The organism is Moorena sp. SIOASIH (genome assembly GCF_010671925.1).
In the GTDB taxonomy this organism is placed as follows: Bacteria; Cyanobacteriota; Cyanobacteriia; order Cyanobacteriales; family Coleofasciculaceae; genus Moorena.
In genome coordinates this window covers 766,635-786,604 of the sequence record NZ_JAAHIH010000003.1, presented here as the reverse complement: position 1 = coordinate 786,604, position 19,970 = coordinate 766,635, and the positions used below count along the sequence as shown (strand labels likewise).

16 protein-coding genes and 1 pseudogene are annotated in these 19,970 nt (G+C 43.0%); 10 read left to right on the top strand and 7 right to left on the bottom strand.

Annotated elements, in window-relative coordinates; all coding sequences use genetic code 11:
• Positions 1-70: 70 nt before the first annotated feature.
• The 3 genes and pseudogenes from F6J90_RS18730 to F6J90_RS18720 all read right to left on the bottom strand — a co-directional run bounded on the left by F6J90_RS18730 (position 71) and on the right by F6J90_RS18720 (position 3,736).
• A complete protein-coding gene (locus tag F6J90_RS18730; RefSeq protein ID WP_293096651.1) occupies positions 71-2,206 on the bottom strand; it encodes a tetratricopeptide repeat protein in 2,136 nt (711 codons plus the stop codon).
• Positions 2,207-2,603: 397 nt separating this feature from the next.
• Positions 2,604-2,759, bottom strand: a complete 156-nt coding sequence (locus F6J90_RS18725; protein WP_293096649.1) for a hypothetical protein — start codon at positions 2,757-2,759, stop codon at positions 2,604-2,606.
• Between the two features lie 100 nt (positions 2,760-2,859).
• A pseudogene (locus tag F6J90_RS18720) lies at positions 2,860-3,736 on the bottom strand (Rpn family recombination-promoting nuclease/putative transposase).
• Positions 3,737-4,064: 328 nt separating this feature from the next.
• On the opposite strand from F6J90_RS18720, the gene F6J90_RS18715 reads away from it, so the two are divergent.
• Entirely contained in the window at positions 4,065-4,265 is a 201-nt protein-coding gene (locus F6J90_RS18715) for a hypothetical protein (RefSeq protein WP_293096646.1), read from the top strand.
• Between the two features lie 425 nt (positions 4,266-4,690).
• Positions 4,691-5,149 carry a DUF29 domain-containing protein gene (locus tag F6J90_RS18710; protein ID WP_293096643.1) on the top strand — a complete coding sequence of 153 codons (459 nt, stop codon included), beginning with the start codon at positions 4,691-4,693 and terminating at the stop codon, positions 5,147-5,149.
• A 290-nt stretch (positions 5,150-5,439) separates the two neighbouring features.
• On the opposite strand, the gene carB is transcribed toward F6J90_RS18710, so the two are convergent.
• Positions 5,440-8,697, bottom strand: coding sequence for a carbamoyl-phosphate synthase large subunit (carB, locus tag F6J90_RS18705; protein WP_293096640.1), 3,258 nt, complete (start codon positions 8,695-8,697; stop codon positions 5,440-5,442).
• A 246-nt stretch (positions 8,698-8,943) separates the two neighbouring features.
• Between carB and F6J90_RS18700 the strand changes: the two genes are divergently transcribed.
• Entirely contained in the window at positions 8,944-9,678 is a 735-nt protein-coding gene (locus tag F6J90_RS18700; protein WP_293097828.1) for a Uma2 family endonuclease, read from the top strand.
• 395 nt (positions 9,679-10,073) lie between these two features.
• On the opposite strand, the gene ispG is transcribed toward F6J90_RS18700, so the two are convergent.
• The gene (gene ispG / locus F6J90_RS18695) at positions 10,074-11,291 is read right to left on the bottom strand and encodes a (E)-4-hydroxy-3-methylbut-2-enyl-diphosphate synthase (RefSeq protein ID WP_293096637.1); all 1,218 of its coding nucleotides are present in this window, start codon (positions 11,289-11,291) and stop codon (positions 10,074-10,076) included.
• 101 nt (positions 11,292-11,392) lie between these two features.
• Positions 11,393-11,596, bottom strand: coding sequence for a hypothetical protein (locus F6J90_RS18690; RefSeq protein WP_075906439.1), 204 nt, complete (start codon positions 11,594-11,596; stop codon positions 11,393-11,395).
• Positions 11,597-11,767: 171 nt separating this feature from the next.
• Between F6J90_RS18690 and F6J90_RS18685 the strand changes: the two genes are divergently transcribed.
• The 3 genes from F6J90_RS18685 (at position 11,768) to F6J90_RS18675 (ending at position 15,016) form a co-directional block, all read left to right on the top strand.
• Positions 11,768-13,996, top strand: coding sequence for a pentapeptide repeat-containing protein (locus F6J90_RS18685; protein ID WP_293096634.1), 2,229 nt, complete (start codon positions 11,768-11,770; stop codon positions 13,994-13,996).
• A gap of 197 nt (positions 13,997-14,193) precedes the next feature.
• On the top strand, positions 14,194-14,835 hold the full coding sequence (locus F6J90_RS18680; RefSeq protein ID WP_293096631.1) for a DUF6391 domain-containing protein: 642 nt from the start codon (positions 14,194-14,196) through the stop codon (positions 14,833-14,835).
• Positions 14,836-14,863: 28 nt separating this feature from the next.
• Positions 14,864-15,016 carry a hypothetical protein gene (locus F6J90_RS18675; protein ID WP_293096628.1) on the top strand — a complete coding sequence of 51 codons (153 nt, stop codon included), beginning with the start codon at positions 14,864-14,866 and terminating at the stop codon, positions 15,014-15,016.
• 241 nt (positions 15,017-15,257) lie between these two features.
• Here F6J90_RS18675 and F6J90_RS18670 read toward each other — a convergent pair whose 3' ends face one another.
• Entirely contained in the window at positions 15,258-15,596 is a 339-nt protein-coding gene (locus F6J90_RS18670) for an NfeD family protein (protein WP_293096625.1), read from the bottom strand.
• A gap of 866 nt (positions 15,597-16,462) precedes the next feature.
• On the opposite strand from F6J90_RS18670, the gene F6J90_RS18665 reads away from it, so the two are divergent.
• The 4 genes from F6J90_RS18665 to F6J90_RS18655 all read left to right on the top strand — a co-directional run bounded on the left by F6J90_RS18665 (position 16,463) and on the right by F6J90_RS18655 (position 19,925).
• Positions 16,463-17,422 carry a DUF362 domain-containing protein gene (locus F6J90_RS18665; RefSeq protein WP_293096623.1) on the top strand — a complete coding sequence of 320 codons (960 nt, stop codon included), beginning with the start codon at positions 16,463-16,465 and terminating at the stop codon, positions 17,420-17,422.
• Between the two features lie 566 nt (positions 17,423-17,988).
• On the top strand, positions 17,989-18,201 hold the full coding sequence (locus F6J90_RS18660; RefSeq protein ID WP_293096621.1) for a hypothetical protein: 213 nt from the start codon (positions 17,989-17,991) through the stop codon (positions 18,199-18,201).
• A gap of 351 nt (positions 18,202-18,552) precedes the next feature.
• Positions 18,553-18,696: a four helix bundle protein gene (locus F6J90_RS43625; RefSeq protein ID WP_366513778.1), complete on the top strand. Its 144-nt coding sequence runs from the start codon at positions 18,553-18,555 to the stop codon at positions 18,694-18,696.
• 347 nt (positions 18,697-19,043) lie between these two features.
• Positions 19,044-19,925: a Uma2 family endonuclease gene (locus F6J90_RS18655; protein ID WP_293096618.1), complete on the top strand. Its 882-nt coding sequence runs from the start codon at positions 19,044-19,046 to the stop codon at positions 19,923-19,925.
• The last annotated feature ends 45 nt before the right edge of the window (positions 19,926-19,970 follow it).

Sequence of the window (19,970 nt, the reverse complement as noted above, 5' to 3'; positions counted from 1 at the left end):
TTAATTCTTGGCAAACTTCTACGATGCCTCGATATACTTTATGCCATTCTTCAGCTAGTTTAGTTTTGTATTATTCTACTCCAGAACCAGAAATGATTTCATCTCGCAGTAATTCTACTGTTTCAATGGCAGCCTCAAAAGCTTTGTAAGCTTTAGGGAATTTTTGAGCATTTTGGTAAGCAAAACCAAGGTTATTGTTAGTCTCTAGATACTCTTGGGGAAAAACTTCACGGGTGTGTACTTCTAAAGTCAATTGGTAGCAAGGGATGGCAACTTCGAGGTTTTGTGCTTTGGGACCTGTGATTCTTTCACAGTAAGCATTACCGAGATTGTTTTGAGTCATTGCCCATTCATAAGGAAAACCTTCACGGGTGTAAACGTCTAAAGCCAATTGGTAGCAAGGGATGGCATTTTCGAGGTTTTGTGCTTTGGGACCTGTGATTCTTTCACAGTAAGCATTACCGAGATTGTTTTGAGTCATTGCCCAATCTTCAGGAAAACCTTCACGGGTGTAAACGTCTAAAGCCAATTGGTAGCACGCGATGGTATTTTCGAGGTTTTGTGCTTTGGGACCTTCGATTCTGTCAGAGTAAGCAATACCGAGATTGTTTTGACTCCTTGCCCATTCATAAGGAAAAGCTCCGCTGGTGTAAACGGCTAAAGCCAATTGGTAGCAAGGGATGGCATTTTCGAGGTTTTGTGCTTTGGGACCTGTGATTCGCTCAGAGTAAGCACCACCGAGATTGTTTTGAGTCAATGCCCAATCAATAGGAAAAGCTTCATGGGTGAATACTTCTAAAGCTAATTGGTAGCACGGGATGGCCTGTTCTAGGTTTTGTGCTTTCTCACCTTTGATTCGGTCACAGTAAGTATTACCGAGATTGTTTTGAGTCTCTGCCCATTCATAGGGAAAAGCTTCACGGGTGTAAACGTCTAAAGCCAATTGCAAGCAAGCGATGGCATCTTCGAGGTTTTGTGCTTTGGGACCTTTGATTCTTTCACAGTAAGCAGTACCGAGATTGTTTTGACTCCTTGCCCATTCATAAGGAAAAGCTCCGCTGGTGTAAACGGCTAAAGCCGATTGGTAGCAAGCGATGGCATCTTCTAGGTTTTCTGCTTTGGGACCTGTGATTCTTTCACAGTAAGCAATACCGAGATTGTTTTGAGTCTCTGCCCATTCATAGGGAAAAGCTTCACGGGTGCATACTTCTAAAGCTAATTGGTAGCAAGCGATGGCATTTTCGAGGTTTTCTGCTTTCTGACCTTCGATTCTGTCAGAGTAAGCATTGCCGAGATTGTTTTGAGTCATTGCCCATTTTTCGGGAAAACCTTCACGGGTGTAAACGTCTAAAGCCGATTGCAAGCAAGCGATGGCATCTTCTAGGTTTTCTGCTTTGGGACCTTTGATTCTTTCACAGTAAGCAGTACCGAGATTGTTTTGAGTCTCTGCCCAATCAATAGGAAAAGCTTCACGGGTGCGTACTTCTAAAGCCGATTGGTAGCAAGCGATGGCATCTTCTAGGTTTTGTGCTTTGGGACCTGTTATTCTGTTAGAGTAAGCAGTACCGAGATTGTTTTGAGTCTCTGCCCAATCAATAGGAAAAGCTTCACGGGTGTAAACGTCTAAAGCCAATTGCAAGCAAGCGATGGCATTTTCGAGGTTTTCTGCTTTGGGACCTTTGATTCTGTTAAGGTAAGCACTACCGAGATTGTTTTGAGTCATTGCCCAATCAATAGGAAAAGCTTCACGGGTGTAAACGTCTAAAGCCAATTGCAAGCAAGCGATGGCATTTTCGAGGTTTTCTGCTTTGGGACCTTTGATTCTGTTAGAGTAAGCACTACCGAGATTGTTTTGAGTCAAAGCCCATTGTTCGGGAAAAGCTTCACGGGTGTAGATAGTTAGTGCGACTTCATAGCCAGTGATGGCAATTGAACTATTCCTGGCTTGGTCACCCAAGGGAAATTTCTGAATTAGATTGCTGAATTCGACAATAAATGCTGCTAGTAATTTTGCTTCATCTGGTTTTACTTTAGCCAGCCTAGTTGTTCCCCAAACCCGCAATTTTTCTGCTAAATTGTCATTAATTTTGTCTGTATTTGCTGCCAGTAATGGGTAAACTACCTTTTTATTACCCCTACTATTTTCGGTTGCTTCTAGTACCTGTAATATAAAGTCAAGTTGGGCATCAGATGTATTGTCAGCCATTGCCATCAACTGCTCTTCAATAGTTATTGAAACATTATAGCGTTTCTTAAGAAGTCAGAAGTTAGAAGCCAGAAGTCAGAAGTGAGTAGTGCTGTATTAATATCTAACAGACGAGTACCCATTTACCGCAAACCAGTAGTCGTTTCTCGCAAACCAGTACTATTTTCTCGTTAACCAGTACTGGTATATAACAAACGGGTACCCTTTTCTCACATACGAGTACTGGTTTTCCTTGACCAGTACTGGTGTATAACAAACGGGTACCCGTTTCTCGTTAAACTCTACTTGTTTATCATTTAACAGTACTAATTTCTCAGTAACTAGTAATTGTTGACAATAAAATAGTACTAGTGTATTAAAAAACGGTACTATTTTGTTCTTAACGAGTACTATTTTCTCACATGGGAATAGGGAATAGGGAATAGGGAATAGGGAATAGGGAATAGGGAATAGGCAAAAGGCAAGAGGCAAAAGGCAAGAGGCAAGAGGCAAGAGGCGTGTTAAAAAAGCAGATATAGCAATCCGTGTAGAATTGGTATATAGCACTACGCATTAAAGTTAGGACATTGATACAACCAGCAAAAGGTGCGCACCTACGCTTTTGTAGTTAACTTTTGCCTATTGCCTCTTGCCTCTTGCCCTTGCGCGTAGCGCTATAACTGATTCAACCAATTGGTCAAATCCACTTCGGTTTCAAAATCTAACAACGCTTCTCCTAAATCCTCCAACTGGTCAAAAGATAATTCCTCAATTTGATTTTGTAATTGGGGATTGATCTGACCTAGGCGACGGCTAATTTGACGGATAATTAAATTCACTTCATTACGCTTTCCTTGTTCTAATCCCTGTTCTAATCCTTCTTCTAGTCCTTGTTCTAATCCTTGTTCTAATCCTTGGCGAATAATTCGTTGATATACTACTGACTCTTGCATCATATCCTCCCGAAAATAGGCTTGAATTAACTGCTGATCAAATTTCACCCCAGCCAACAGTTGTACGCAAGCAGATAGGTTACGCTGCTGTTGTCTATCTTCAATCATATCGATTCTGGCTGCTACCTGGGATAGCAAGGTTTCTGGCACTTCAGTTTGTGCTAATACGGCCAAGGGTAGTAACCCTGGGGTGGTAAGTAACGGTTGTGGATCACATTCCCAAATCCGAATCACCCGGTAGCGGAAGGATAGGTTCCTCTCGGTAAATTGATTGACAAATACTCCGGCTAATCGGGTTGGTTTCAGAAAAATTATTACCTGTTCAATATCACAACGATACTGCCGATATAACCTGACCCAATAATCCAGCATCCGCAGGAGTAAGGGAGGTTCAGATTGGGGTAAGGTTTGAAATTCCAGATGCAAGATAGCATCAGCAACTCGCACAAAAAACAAGGCATCTGCTCGAATTGGCTCTGTGCTTAATTCCGTGTTGAGAATTTCGATATCCTCTGCTGGTTCGTAGGTTTTATAACCAACGGGTAAAGGCTTGGGGATATTGTTCAACAAGATATTTTAGGGTACTGTCGTAAGTCATTTACCAAAGAGAACAGGGAACAGGGAACAGGGATTAGGGAGTAGAGAGTAGGGAAAAGGGAACAAAAATTATCGCAATTCATTTAGGATTGGTATTACATATAAAAGACAACTATAGCAATTCTAAGACTTTTAAGGTACAAATAGCTGGGTTTTAGGGAGCAGAAAATAGGCATGCTAGCAATACTCAATTAATAATTAATTATTAATTCTATAATAGCTTTTTTTATTACTCCTCAAATCTCCAAAAAAAAACTTTTTTAAACCCTTGACAATTAAAACTATAATGATTACTATAATCAATATAGACCAAGTTAAACTTTTTCACAATGTCAGACAAATTTACTCGCAATTTCAAGAAAAAACCCACTCAGCACACTCTCAAAGGGCCTCGTGAATCAGTAATCAATAGTATCCAGATGCTGTATTCCCTAGGTTATGCAGAAATCGCGGAGTGGACTCCTCTAGAAGCGACCGATATTCCAGGAGAAGTAATTACTACTATGACCAAGTATTGGTTGTTGCCATAACACCTTAATTTTCTGGGGGGGGTTCCCCCCCTTGGCCTTGGGTTTCGGAAATTTCTGACATATGTGATTGACATAGCCGTGGATAGTATTTCTACGGCTATTTTTTTTTGTTTTAGGATATATAGTAGAAGTCAGAAGTCAGAAGTCAGAAGTCAAACTCTTGCGCTTATTTAGGTTTGAGACGTCATGTCCTAACTGCCCTAGAAACCCTATAGGTATTTAGAGGATATGTGAAAAGTTTTTTTATACTGATTTTTGCCCCCCTAGCCCCCCAACTTTGGGGGGAACAAGAGTCAATTTGCTTCTAAAAGTCCCCCAAAATTGGGGGATTTAGGGGGCTTGGATGTAGCCAATGAGACTTCTCAGACAACCTCTTAGATTAATGTAAAATTAATGTAAAAAAGGGTAATAACTTTTTCAACTTTATGGATAAACCTTCCCTATACCAGCATGACTTCTATGCTTGGACTCAGCAGCAAGCCCAAGCACTGAAGCACAAGCAATTTTCTGAGCTTGATTGGCAGCATCTGGAGGAAGAAATACAAGCTTTGGGAAGACAGGAATATCGGGAATTAGTAAGTTGCCTTTGCGTTTTGCTTGGTCATCTGCTTAAGTGGGAGTATCAGCCAGAGAATCGTAGCCGCAGTTGGTTTTTGAGTATTCGAGAGCAACGTCGGGCAATTAAACGGCATTTACGGCAAAACCCCAGCTTAAAGTCTCGCCGGTCGGAAGCAATGATGGATGGCTATGAAGCAGGTATTGACTTAGCGTTGCGGGAAACTAATTTGCCACTACGAACGTTCCCAGAAGCTTGTCTTTATTCCTTTGATGAGGTGATTCAGGATACTTTTTTGTGTGATACTAGCGAAGATTGGGAAAATTAGTGGGACTGACGCAGTTAAACCAAAAATTAAAGGTTTCAGCTATAGGGAACAGGGAACAGGGAACAGGGAACAGTAGTGATAAAAATGTAGTGATTAGGCTAGGGTCTGGTCAAAGTAACCGCAGCTAAAATCACGAATTGTTTACCACTACCTCCTCTGATAAAAAAACCGTAAGCATATGCTCAGAGCTGAGAGCTGTTCGCGTAGCGTGCGCGTAGCGCTTAAGCTGATAGCTGATAGCTGTTCGCGTAGCGTGCGCGTAGCGCTTAAGCTGATAGCTTACACAAAACCTAATTCGTGATATAATCCTGTAGAGCTTTAACTCCCAGTGGTTGCGACTGTAGTGAACGAATTGCGGCTGCTGTTGCTTTAGCACTAGCAATTGTAGTCACAATCGGAATCTTATAGCCTAATGCGGTTCGACGAATTAACAGCCCATCGGCATAGGCATCTTCTCCAGAAGGGGTATTAATAATTAGCTGAATCTTTTGATTCTTAATCCAATCCAAAACATGGGGACGTCCTTCATGGAGTTTTAACACCAACTCCACATCTAGTCCATGCTCTTGCAGCACCTTGCGAGTCCCATCCGTTGCCACTAACTCGAAACCCAACTCGATTAAGTCTTTCGCCACTGGTACTACATTTTGCTTGTCTCGGTGATTAGTAGAAACGAACACTGTGCCAGACAGGGGTAAACGCTGACCAGCTGCTAATTCTGCTTTGGCAAATGCCTTCCCAAAATCTGTGTCAATCCCCATTACTTCCCCAGTAGAACGCATTTCTGGTCCGAGGAGGGTGTCTGTACCAGGAAATTTCTCAAAGGGCAATACCGCTTCTTTGACTGCAATGTGCTTAGGGCTAGCTTCTTCAGTAAACCCAAGGGATTCCAAGGTCTCACCGGACATAACCCTAGATGCTAACCCGGCCAGGGGTACCCCTGTTGCCTTGGACACATAGGGAACTGTTCGGGATGCTCTGGGATTGGCTTCGAGAATGTAAACGGTTTCCCCTTGCACCGCAAATTGAATATTCATCAACCCCACCACCTTCAGGGCTTTAGCCAGCTGGTAGGTCCAAGTGCGCATAGTTTCCAAAGCAAGGGGTGTTAGAGAGGTGTGGGGTAAAGAACAAGCGGAGTCTCCGGAGTGAATCCCCGCCTGTTCGATGTGTTCCATGATGCCACCAATCACTACCTGACCAGTGTGATCTGCGATCGCATCCACATCTACCTCTACTGCATTCTCCAAAAACTTATCTATCAGAATCGGATGCTCTGGTTCCACCTGCACCGCAAACTTCATGTAGCGTTTCAAATCTTCATCGGAATAGACAATTTCCATAGCCCGTCCCCCCAACACATAAGACGGACGCACCACCACTGGATAACTAATCCGCTTCGCCACCTCTAGTGCTTCCCCATAACTGCGAGCAATTCCATTGGGTGGCTGCTTAATATCTAACTTCCGCAAAATCTTCTCAAACCGCTCCCGATCCTCAGCTACGTCGATTGAGTCGGGGGAAGTTCCCCAAATTTGGGTTACCAGTTGTTGGTTGCCAACCTTCAACCTGCTAACCTTCAAGGCTTCTTGCAACGGGACTGCTAACTTAAGCGGTGTCTGTCCCCCAAATTGAACAATAATCCCTTCCGGATTTTCCGCCTCAATAATATTGAGTACATCCTCTTTGGTCAGGGGCTCAAAATATAAGCGATCGCTTGTATCATAATCTGTAGAAACTGTCTCTGGGTTGGAATTGACCATGATTGTCTCAAATCCCTGCTTACTCAGAGCATAAGATGCATGACAACAGCAATAGTCAAACTCAATTCCTTGACCAATCCGGTTTGGTCCCCCACCTAAAATCATCACCTTCCGCCGATCCGAAGGCATTACTTCCGACTCTTCTTCATAAGTGGAGTAGTAATAAGGTGTAAATGCCTCAAACTCTGCTGCACAGGTATCTACTAGCTTATACGCTGGTACTACTCCTAGATGCTTACGGTATTCACGCACCTCATCTTCCGAGGTCTTGGTAGCAAAAGCAATTTGGCGATCGCTAAATCCCTGACGTTTGACTGCCCATAACTGCTCTTTGTTCAAAGTTTCCAATGGGGTACGTTTGAGGAATTTTGAGGTTTCCAGCAATTCCGCCAATTTATCCAAAAACCAGGGGTCAATTCCTGTGAGTTCCTGTACTTCTTCTAGGGTCATCCCTAGCATCAAACCATGACCCACCGTGAAAATACGTTCTGGATTCGGGGTTCGTAAACCATAGCGCACTTGTTCGAGAGATGGCAGCTTCTCTTTGCGATCGCATCCCCACCCAAACCGTCCAGTTTCCAGGGAGCGCAACGCTTTCTGAAACGATTCGAGAAAGGTCCGTCCAATCGCCATCGCTTCTCCCACTGACTTCATCTGAGTCGTAAGGATTGGTTTACTACCGGGAAACTTCTCAAAGGCAAACCGGGGTACCTTAGTTACCACATAGTCAATAGTTGGTTCAAAGGAAGCAGGAGTTTGTTTAGTAATATCGTTGGGAATTTCATCGAGGGTATACCCCACCGCTAATTTAGCAGCAAACTTAGCAATCGGGAACCCTGTTGCTTTCGAGGCTAGGGCAGAACTGCGGGAAACCCGAGGATTCATCTCAATTACAATGACCTGGCCATTGATGGGATTCACAGCAAACTGAATATTTGACCCCCCGGTTTCAACCCCAATCTCCCGAATAATTTTAATCGAGTAATCCCGCAACCGTTGGTATTCCTTATCCGTCAGGGTTTGAGCGGGAGCAACAGTAATCGAATCCCCAGTATGAATCCCCATCGGGTCAACATTTTCAATGGAGCAGATAATCACTACATTATCTGCCAAATCTCGCATCACCTCTAACTCATACTCCTTCCAGCCCAACAAAGACTTTTCCACCAGGATTTGAGACACTGGCGAAGCATCCAAACCCCCCTGAGCCATTGTTTCGTATTCTTCTTTGTTATAGGCAATACCACCACCACTACCCCCCAGGGTAAAAGCCGGGCGAATAATCAACGGGTAAGAGCCGATTTGTTGTGCGATCGCTTTAGCCTCCTTGAGATTATTCGCAATTCCCGAAGGACAGACCCCTACCCCAATCCTTTCCATTGCTTCCTTGAACAACTGGCGGTCTTCAGCCTTTTCTATCGCCTCTAGCTTTGCCCCAATTAGCTCCACTCCATGCTTTTCCAACACCCCATTCTTAGCTAGGTCAACCGCAATATTCAAAGCCGTCTGACCCCCCATGGTTGGCAGTAAAGCACATGGTTGCTCTTTTTCGATCACCTTCTCGACGATTTCTGGAGTTAGGGGCTCGATGTAGGTACGGTCAGCCGTTTCCGGGTCAGTCATGATACTAGCTGGATTAGAGTTTACCAGTACCACTTCATAGCCTTCTTCCCGGAGTGCCTTACAAGCCTGAGTCCCGGAATAGTCAAATTCACAGGCTTGTCCAATCACAATCGGACCAGAACCGAGGAGCAAGATTTTGTGAATATCGTCGCGGCGGGGCATAGTGGTTGCTCTGTGGTGAGATAAACGTTATTAGATCCTGACCATTATATGCTTGCTTGCCAAATTATTCCCTAGTTATTTATCCAGCTTTTACAATTATCCAGCTTTTGATCCAGCTGTTACACCAAAGCCCCAATTTGTTAACCGTTGAATGTCAACGGTTAACGGTCAACGGTCAACGGTCAACGGTTAACCATTTTGATTAAAGCTGTCAAACTAGAGGTAGCGATTTTGCCTGTGAGTGCTATGACCGTTGCCAATAATTCAGAAGCCACTGCGGAAGTCAATGTAATGGCTGAGTCAGAAAGTATTATCATTCCACCATGTGATTTATGGAGTGATGAACCCCCCTTGGAAAGCGATCGCCATCGAGATCAAATTGAGCTGTTACTCGCTTGCCTGAAGTGGTGGTGGCGAGAACGAAGCGACTTCTATGCTACAGGGAATCTCACTATCTATTTCAGTCCTGAGCATATTACCACCAGAGACTTTAGAGGACCCGACTTTTTTGTAGTACTCGGTACGGAAAATCGACCCCGCAAAAGTTGGGTAGTATGGGCAGAACAAGGAAAATATCCCAATGTGATTATTGAACTGCTCTCTAACAGTACAGCTAAAGTTGACAAGGGATTAAAGAAAATCCTCTACCAAGATACTTTCAGGACACCAGAATATTTCTGGTTTCACCCCGATACCCTCGATTTCCAGGGATTTCGCCTGATGGGAGGCCAGTATCAACCCCTCGACCCTAATACTCAGGGGTGGCTGTGGAGTCAGCAGTTGGAATTATTTTTAGGTGTGCATAATTCCCAGCTACGGTTTTTCAGTGGAGATCAGCAATTGGTCCCAACACCAGACGAGAGAGCTCAAGCTGCTCAACAACAAGCTCAAGCTGAACGGCAACAAAGAGAACTCGCAGAAAAGCGGGTAGAGGAATTGCTCGCTAGACTCAAAGAGTTAGGTGATCAGTCAGATGCTTGATTGTCGCCATTGCTCCAACGGGCATTGGTCAACTAATTATAAAACTAGGTAAATCCATGATAAGCTGATCGAGTGTTGTTACGGGAAAAGGGACTGAGGTGATTGTTGATTATTAACTGATCAATGCTCAAGCCAGTTCTCAGATAAGCGTTCGCGTAGCGTGACCTACGGTCAATCGCAAAATTGGAAGCTATTTCCCTAAGTTATAGATTTATAACTTTGAGATGCACCCGTAGCGATAACCCGTCAAATCAGATTGCTATAGCGCTGGTGTCTATGAGTGGAACAAAAATAAGTGAAACACAAATAGATTTTACGGGCGCAAGCCTTGCGCCCGTAAAGTCTCCGCCCTTGATAGTCTGTTATAGTTTTTTATAGTTTAAATTCAAAAATTATCAAGGATCCACCCAGCGACCATCAGCTTTAATTAAATTAATCAATTCCTGTACTCCTTGATCTTCAGGTACCTTTTTAATTTCCTCCTTACCGCGATACAGAGAAATATAGCCTGCTTGCTTACCCACATAACCATAGTCAGCATCAGCCATTTCCCCAGGGCCATTAACAATACACCCCATCACCGCAATATCTAAGCCAGTGAGGTGTTTAGTAGCTTCCCGAACCTTATTGAGCACCTCCTCTAAATTAAATAAAGTACGACCACAGGACGGACAAGCCACATACTCCACCATAGTTTTCCGCAATCCCAGAGCTTGCAGAATACTGTAGCAAACAGGAATCTCTTTTTCTGGGGCTTCCGTAAGAGAGACACGAATCGTATCACCAATCCCCTCAGCTAGCAGAGTAGCAATACCAGCCGTAGACTTAATCCGTCCATATTCCCCATCCCCAGCTTCAGTAACACCCAAATGCAACGGGTAATCCATCCCCAACTGATTCATCCGCCTTACCATTAAGCGATAGGCGGCTAGCATCACAGGTACCCGTGAAGCCTTCAGGGAGATCACCAAATTGCGGAAATCTAGGGATTCACAGATACGAATAAATTCCAGAGCAGATTCCACCATCCCTTCTGGGGTATCACCGTAGGTAAACAGCATCCGTTCCGCTAGGGAACCGTGGTTCACTCCGATGCGCATAGCTTTCCCTTGGTCACGGAGGGAAATGACCAGGGGTTCTAGGGTTTCCCGAATTTTTTCCCCAATTTCCTCAAATTCAGCTTCAGTGTATTCACTGCGATTAGCTTTGGGCTTTTCAAAAACATACAATCCTGGATTAATCCGTACCTTATCCACATGCTTGGCAACTTCCAGAGCAATTTTCATGCCATTGTGATGGACATCAGCTACTAGAGGCACCGCTTGATAGGTCGCTGCTAGTTTCTCTTTGATTTGGGCTAGAGCCTTAGCATGTGCCATACTCGGTACAGTGACACGGACAATCTCGCAACCAATCTCGTGCAAGCGGCGAATAGCAGCAACGGAACCATCGATATCTAAGGTATCTTCATTAATCATCGATTGCACCACCACCGGGTATCCCCCGCCAATAGTGACATTAGCCACTCTGACAGGGCGGGTTTGACGGCGGTGGATAGTAGTATCGAAAGCTGGTAGTGTAGCAGCCCTTTGAGGTGTGCTTAGAGTTTGCATAACCTGTTAGTTGCTTGGCGTAGCGAAAATAGTAGGTTCTTGTATTTATTCTCTTAGGTTCCCATAGAATCAGGCGCTTTTGGCTTAGGGGTGAGAGTTTCCTACTCAGGAAAGTCGGGAATCACCCATTTAGGGGGTTGAGATAGTTTCTTGAGCCGTGCTTCCTCTGCCAACTCCAACATTTTGTCCAATGAAGTACCGTTAATGAACTGGGATGCCTCAGCAACGTATTGTTGATTGGGGCATTTGTCACCTAAGATACAACCGTTGATGCAGTCTTGGGCACAATTTACATTAACTTCCACAGTACTCTCCTTATGGTTATAGCTCGTAATGACCACCCGGGCAAATTACATTCCTGATTGGCTAAAGTCATTGCTATCAATTTTACGTTTTTCAGGAGTCGCTTGTTTGTATCAACTTGCTTTTTAAATTCAAATATCTATATAATATATAGAATAAAGGAATTTGTCTCTATGGTAGAGAGCATCTCAACGAACAACAATAATCAGCCCAATAATACCCCCGAACATGAGGATATTAATAATGATGATATTACTGAAGCTGAACTCCCGAAGCAAGAAAGCATTCAGCGTTATCAAGAAGTCATATATCAGTTTTTTTTGAAGGGGGTAAATGGAAATTATCCAGAAACCGTTTTGTTGGACTTTAAGCAATTGTTCATCTCTTGTGAAATGACGGCAAACCTAGAGGTAAATAAAGCGTTATTGGAAATTATTTTACACAACGATTATCAGGTATTTGCCAATACATTTAAGCGAGCATGCTATATAGTAATCAATAATTGGTATTCTCAACGAAACCTAAACTATATTACCAAATTAATCAAGAGTCTTGAAACTATTCAAAATCAAACAAAAAATAGCTTTTCTCAACTAGTTAATCGTCAGAGAAATTGGCTAGTGAGTTTTATTAACAGTGATGAGTATAATCAACTCAAGCTTTTTAATGAAATCAATTCAAATGCCAAGAGAGATTATTGGAGTTCTCGCTATGCGTCTTATTTATTAGTTCCTCAATATCTTGATCATAAAAATCCCATAGAACAGCGAAAAATTGCTATAGATATAGCCAAGCAATTAAAAGACAAATTTACATTTGATCTAGCTAGGTATACAGTTCACTATAATTCTCCTGTCTTAAAACCTGAAGACACTTATAATCCGACCAATATAGGAAACGAAGTTATTGATATTATTAAAAAAATTGAATCTAAACAGCTATGGTCTAATTACAATTACCAAGCCCGTATTTTTGTCAAGCAAATTAAAAATCTGAATTATAGAGACTTTAAGCAAAGTCTGAAAAAATATTTATTAATTTACGTACATAATCATAAATCCTTAGCCATAGTAAATAGCAAAATTTCTCAAAAAATCGATCAACTCTACATTGACTATAACCAATCAACTATAACCCTTGACTTAATTCTGCGCACCTGCAGAAGATTAGTCGAGCTTTTTACGACTGAAGATAGCCAGGAACCATCTCCTCTATTTATTTTACTAACAACTCAAGAATACCCGCTTACTATTGTTAGTATTTTGCTCAAAATTGTTTTAATTTGTAAGTACGTCAAAGCTCATCTAGACGTTTGTATTGCTAAACTAATTCGCTATTACGAAAACTCTCCAGAGCAAGAGTGTAAGTGGTTTATAAATTTTTTGGATATTTTCAATATTGTTATAGAAATTTACACTCAAAATATTCAATATAATCTCATTAAAATTGAAGATAATCAGCCAGATAATCCGAGGGTTATTTCTTCGGATAGCTATAGAGTATTTCCCCAATTAAAAGGGTCTGACCTGCGTGGTACTAATCTTAGTGGTGCCGATTTACGTAATACGAAATTAAGGGCTGCTGACCTGCGTGGTGCTAATCTTAGTGGTGCCAATTTAAGTCAGGCTGACTTAAGCCTTGCCAAACTCAGTGGTGCTAACTTAAGCGGTGCTAATCTTAGTGGTGTCAAGTTAATCACAGCTGACCTGAATAGTGCTGATTTGAGTAGTACCAACCTAAGCGGTGCTGATTTACGTCGTACTAATTTACAGCAAGCAAATCTAAGCAATGCCAGTTTGAACGAGAGTAATCTGCTTCATGCTGACTTACAAAATGCTGATTTGAGCGATGCTAACCTAAGTGGTGCTAGTCTGCAAAATGCCAAACTCAGTGGGGTCAACCTTAGTGGTGCTAACCTTAATCGAGCTGACTTACGCCATACTAAGCTCAATCATGCCAACCTCAGCGGTGCCAACTTGAAGCAAGCTAACCTGAACAACGCTAACCTGTGTCAAGCCAACCTGTGTCAAGCCAAGCTAAACCATAGCAATCTCAATCACGTAAACTTAGATGGTGCTAACCTCACTCAGGCTCACCTGCGTGGTGCTTCTCTGAATTATGCTAGCTTAAGGAAGACTAACCTTAGCTATGCTCAATTAAGTCATGCTCAGTTGAGTTATGGAGACCTCAGTGGTAGTGAACTCAGTTATGCTCAACTGCGTCACGTAGATCTGACTAATGCTGACTTGAGTCAGACAAATTTGATGGATACTAACCTATTTGGTAGTAATCTTCATAAAGCCAATGTCCAAGGTGCTAAATTTTGGTATAACGCAGTTTTGCCCGATCAAATTAAACCTGAGCTAGAACAGCGAGGAGCTATATTTATTGTTAATGGTTAATGTTAATTTTTAATGGTTAATGTTAATTTTTAATGGTTAATTGACGAAAAAATAAAAATGATTAAGTTTTATAAGCATTTAGCTATCATTACTTAAGCAGTCAGCTCAATGCTTAGGAATGTTAAGTATTTAATAGGACACAATGCTACAGTAAAAGTGTCTGATATCAATGAACCTGCTTTTGCATTTTTGCTGCCATGAGTGATTCTGCTTCCCTAAACACCAGTAACTTTTGGGACTTTGATTTTACAGCCCCTCAACCGAGCCAGGATACGGATTTGCTGAGGCAGCTGAATTTCGTTCCAGGGTTAAAAGAGATTCTCATGGTGCGTCAGGTTCATGCTCTGGAACACGCTACTGTATGGGTTCTAAGTCAGCGCTATGGTGCTAGTGGTGCTGGTTCAACCCTAAGCACTCCTCCATCAGATAATAATTCTATAGGAGGACTATCAACTGACCAAGGATTTTATCTCTATGGTCAGGTAAATTTGGCTGACTTGAGACGAGCAGTACCAACTGCCCTACAGCGACTGACTCGGGGAGAATGGGATATGGCTATCCACCCCCGGTGCGGCACGAATCTCTCAGTAGCAGTGTTTTTAGGTGCTGGACTAGGGTTGGCAGTTCATCTGTTACTGCCGCGAGGACCGATTGAACAACTGTTGGGTCTTGGCTTTGCAGCGGTGGCTGCTACTCAACTAACACCTGATTTGGGCAACTTAGCCCAACGGTACTTAACTACTGCCATTCCTTTTAACCTGGCGATTGTAGACATTAGGGAAACATCTGATATCTGGGGACGTCCAGCCCATTTTGTCCAGATGCGATGGATTGACTAGGCTTGAATTGTGATTTGTCCTTGGTTAGATGAGTGCAAGAGAACCAACCCACTTATACCAATCCTTAAAAGTAAGACTACAGATGGAGATGGGGAGATGGGGAGATGGGGAGATGGGGAGATGGGGAGATGGGGAGATGGGGCAGATTTTGATTCATGGTAATTATCCGGAAATAACATAAGATGCAAGCTTTAGATGCAAGCTTGGCCACGAAAAAAAATCCCACATTCAGACGTTATATATCTTACATATAACGTCTGAACTTTGTTTATTTATCCTGGCTACGAGAACATTAACTGTTTCACCGAAAGCGAAGCTTTTCAAGTAGGGCGTAAGCTGACTGCTGATAGCTGTTCGCGCAGCGTGCGTGGCACAGGCTTCTAGCCTGTGAGGTAGCGCATAAGCTTACGGTTAGTTAAAATCTAGCGCCACAGTTTTGCAAAAACTGAGCTCAGTTTTTGAGTGAATCCCAAGCTCTGGGATTCACTAGCTTCTTCAACCCCCGGTTCATCCTCTGGTGAATTGCCAGGGGAAATATAGCCTGCAGGAACCACCAGCAACGTAATCCCGTGTCGGCCCAGCACAGTCACTTGGTCATCAGGCACAAGGGTAACTTGGGAATCATGATCACATAACCGGGCGGGCCAGTATGTGGCTTTAAATTTGACTCGCCCAGGCTTGGTCGGGGTAATGGTACGTTCTACTTTGCCAACGCCTGGTTGTGGAAATAGGATGGAATCAGGAGCCTGTACATTAATCATTTGTGTGTTCACCTCGTTTGACTGATTATGTTATTCTGTTCAGCCTGCTTGGTACAAAACGTTTTAACCAGGGAAAATCTGGCAACGTAGGCTGAATGTGAAATTTTTTTGCCTTAAGTGGCGATTAACCCGTGCCATAGATCGGTTTTCAGTCAAGAGAGCATCGGTATTCTCCAGTGATATAGGTATTTTTAGCGTCAACAGAGAATTCCGATCTTCCTGAAAATTAGCCTTAAATTCGGCAACGGAAACGTTTATTGGTTACAGATTAGATACACTTCCCGGCATCCAAGGAATGACACAAGGAACCATTCTTCCTAAGGAGAGTAAACACTTCGGGATTAGAGAAGTTAGAGAATTAGAAACATTTTGTTAAAATCCACATCCTTTAAAAGTTTGGTAAGTGCACTACTGTATCAAGGTACTGTCCTTAAAACCCTGGAGTAGGACAAATGCGTTAACTGATACACCCTGAAACGATTGAATAACGCTTTCAACCTAAACATGACCTAGAGTGATTATTTAAGGCTCAACCTAGATACAAGACCGCAGACGCAACTGACAAGCTGTAGATACATTGAAGAATCAGTAGATGCACTATGTATTCTTATTCTACGTGTGTAGCCAAGAATCTGCCACCCTAGGGTAAAAGATTTTCATAATACAACAGACAATTGCTACGATAGGCAACTTCCTCCAGAAATAATACCAAATTTTCGATAAAATTGTCACTTATCTGTTGGAGGCGGGAAACAAGCTGAAAAATTTCCAATCTCTAAGTCTACTATAAGTTTACATCTTTGAGAGAAAATTGGTATAACAATACACAATTCATCATTTTACCCTGACATCAAAACTATTAAATTATGCAAACTGTTAGTTTAATTCATGCTGATTCCTATAATAGACAACTCTTACGAGCTTCCTTGAAAAGGCTGCTAGAACCTTTGGGAGGGATGAGTGCTTTTGTTAAGAAAGGTAATTCGGTTCTGCTTAAACCTAATTTACTTACTGCTGGTCGTCCTGGTAAAGAATGTATCACTCGCCCTGAAATTGTTTACTGCGTGGCTCAACTAGTCAAAGAAGCTGGGGGTAAACCCTTTTTCGGAGATAGCCCAGCCTTTGGGAGTGCTAGGGGTGTGGCTAAGGCGAACGGCTATCTGCCAATGATGGCAGAACTTGATATCCCTATTGTCGAATTCCACGGCAAGGGTTATGAAACTGCTAGCGAAACCTTTAATCATCTGCGTTTGTCTAAAGAGGCCATGAATGCGGATGTGGTGATTAACCTACCGAAGGTGAAATCCCACACGCAGTTGACCCTGACCATGGGGGTGAAGAATTTATTCGGTTGTGTTCCGGGAAAAATGAAAGCCTGGTGGCATATGGAAGCGGGTAAGGATGAGACACGCTTTGGGGAAATGCTGGTGGAAACAGCACGGGCGATTAATCCGCAGTTGACTATCATTGATGGCATTATAGGTCAGGAAGGGAATGGTCCGATTGGTGGTGAACCCAGACATTTGGGAATCTTAGGAGCATCGGAGGATGTCTTTGCTCTCGATCGCTCAATAGTGGAAATTCTCAATGTTGAGCCAGCCCTGGTTCCTACCCTAGCAGCTCAAAAACGGCTAGGGTTGTTGCCAGACTTAGCAGAGATTGACTTTCCTTACCATCGACCTCTAGAAATCCAAGTGAGGGATTGGAAACTACCTGATACTATGACACCGATTGATTTTGGTATGCCTCGAGTAATTAGGTCTACCTTTAAGCATTTATATATCCGGCTTATCAAAGAGCCAATTAATGCTTATGGTAAAAGCTAGACATTCAGGGGTATTTGGTAAAATTTGCTACAACAGCATCCTAGATTAACCAAGTAACCTAGAGTTACCCTCCGATTGCTTAACCATGCCGCCCTATTGCTAGCGGCGGTTTTTTATTGATTAGTAATTAGTCATTGGTGAATACCAGAAAACTTGTTACTGGCCACAAAGCACTAATCACTAATTACTAATTACTAATCACTAATTCCTAAGCTGGTGATTGGTGAATACCAGAAAACTTGTTACTGGCCACAAAGGACTAATCACTAATCACTAATTCCTAAGCTGGTGATTGGTGAATACCAGAAAACTTGTTACTGGCCACAAAGCACTAATCACTAATTACTAATCACTAATTCCTAATCACTAAGCTGGTGATTGGTGAATACCAGAAAACTTGTTACTGGCCACAAAGCACTAATCACTAATTACTAATCACTAAGTAGTCATTGGTAACTACCACAACACATAGTCCAACTTTGTATAATTAAGTACTGTCTAGCTGGACTATTGGTCAAGTCCAGCAAACAGTGATAGACTTTTTCCTTACTTATAAGAGAGCGAAGGTGGCATTGAAAAAGTCAAACAGCCTGATGCCTCTAGGTTTGAGGAAGTTGCGATTAGCCCGAAGGGCTACGCTACGCGAACGCAGCCATGTATACTTTGACCACTCAGCTATCAGCCATCAACAGTCAGCCTCGGACGTTATGGCCACTTGGGGAGATCCAGTAGGGGATTCCCGCTTTGGTTACAATAATGGCTATCTCTCGTTTATCTAAATTGGTGAGGACTCTGGCTACCTCACCTTTAATTGTGAATACATCAGTACTTTCCCCTGGATGCAAAGTTATCAAAATTAGGCAAATCTCTACCTTTTGAGGAGGTAAACGCAGCATGGAAGACAGCAGCAAAGAAGGGGATGAAGGCTTTCTAGTTGCTGGATGCTGAGCCCATCAAAGGTAAAATTTGGCTTCTTTGTAAAGAAGCACTGACTGACCAGGGGGGTAGGGTGTGGGGTGTGGGGTGTAGGGTTGAAGAAAGATAGTTTACTTATACCATATAATGACAATAGAATCTTATCGTGACCTAAAGGTTTGGCAGGTGGGGATGGATTTAGCAAGGGATGTGCTATGCACGCCACTCGTCATTTTCCCAAAGAAGAACTTTATGGAATGATTTCCCAGATTCGCCGAGCATCAGCTTCAATTCCAGCTAATATTGCTGAGGGATATGGAAGAAAAACAATATTGCACAAGGTTCCCTCAAAGAATTAGAAACTCATCTTCTACTATCGAAAAGGGTGGAGTTAGGGTCGGGTGAAGTTATTGACTTCCTTCGAACGCCAATGGGAGTCCAATGGTAGATTACTATCAGCTCTAATTCGCGCCCTAGAAAACAAGAACTGATTTTCCCTACCCCCCACACCCTACCCCCTAGCCCCTGGTTGACTGACTAAAGTCAGTCAACCAGGACCAGGGCATGGGGGTGATTTCTCTAGGTATCTAGGAGAGTTTCCGTCCGCCAAAACCAGAGCCTCCAAAATATGATCCCATTTGCTTGGAAGCAGCACCCATTAACATAGAAGTGTCAAAACTTGGTCAACTAACACCTTTGGACAGCCATGTCAGAGCATACACTCTCTAAAACTATAGAGTCAATGGCAGTGGCAGCGCCACCCACTCAGGCCGACCTTCCCTGTGACGATGATATACCAATGGAAACCGCACGGCACAAAGCCCAAATGGATCTGCTCATTTATACCCTATCGCCTTGGCTAGATAATAGGTCGGATGGCTATGTCGGTGGTAATATGTTTGTTTACTACAGCGTTGCCCAACTCAAAAATAAGGACTATAAAGGACCAGATTTCTTTGTTGCTCTAGATGTACCCAAGGGAGAGCGTCGAAGCTGGGTGATTTGGGAGGAGGAAAAGGCTCCTGACGTGATTATCGAACTTTTGTCGGCAAGCACTGCTGAGCGTGACAAAAACGAGAAAAAACAGATTTATCAAAATCGGATGCGTGTGCCAGAGTATTTCTGGTTTGATCCGTTTAATCCAGATGATTGGGCTGGATTTCATCTCCAAAATAGAGTTTACCAACCGATAGAACCTAATGAGCAAAACCAACTGGTATCTCAGGCATTAGGTTTGAGCTTGGTGCGTTGGCATGGTGAGTATAACGGCATCGAAGCAACTTGGTTACGCTGGGCAAATTTGGATGGGGAGTTACTGCCCACTTCTGAGGAAAAAGCCGAGCAACAACAACAAAGAGCCGATCAAGAACAACAAAGAGCTGAACAAGAACGGCAAAGAGCTGATCAAGAACAACAAAAAGCTGAACAAGAACGGCAAAGAGCCGATCAAGAACAACAAAGAGCCGATCAAGCGGAGTCTCAGTTGCAGCAGGTGGCGAAGAGCTTGTTAGAGCAAGGGATGACGGTGGAGCAGGTGGCGAATTTAACAGGTCTGTCTCAATCTCAGGTGGCAGAATTTGGTAACTAAAAGGAGGGTTTTTCTGGTTTTCTTTTCCCTTGGTGGGTGGGCGCA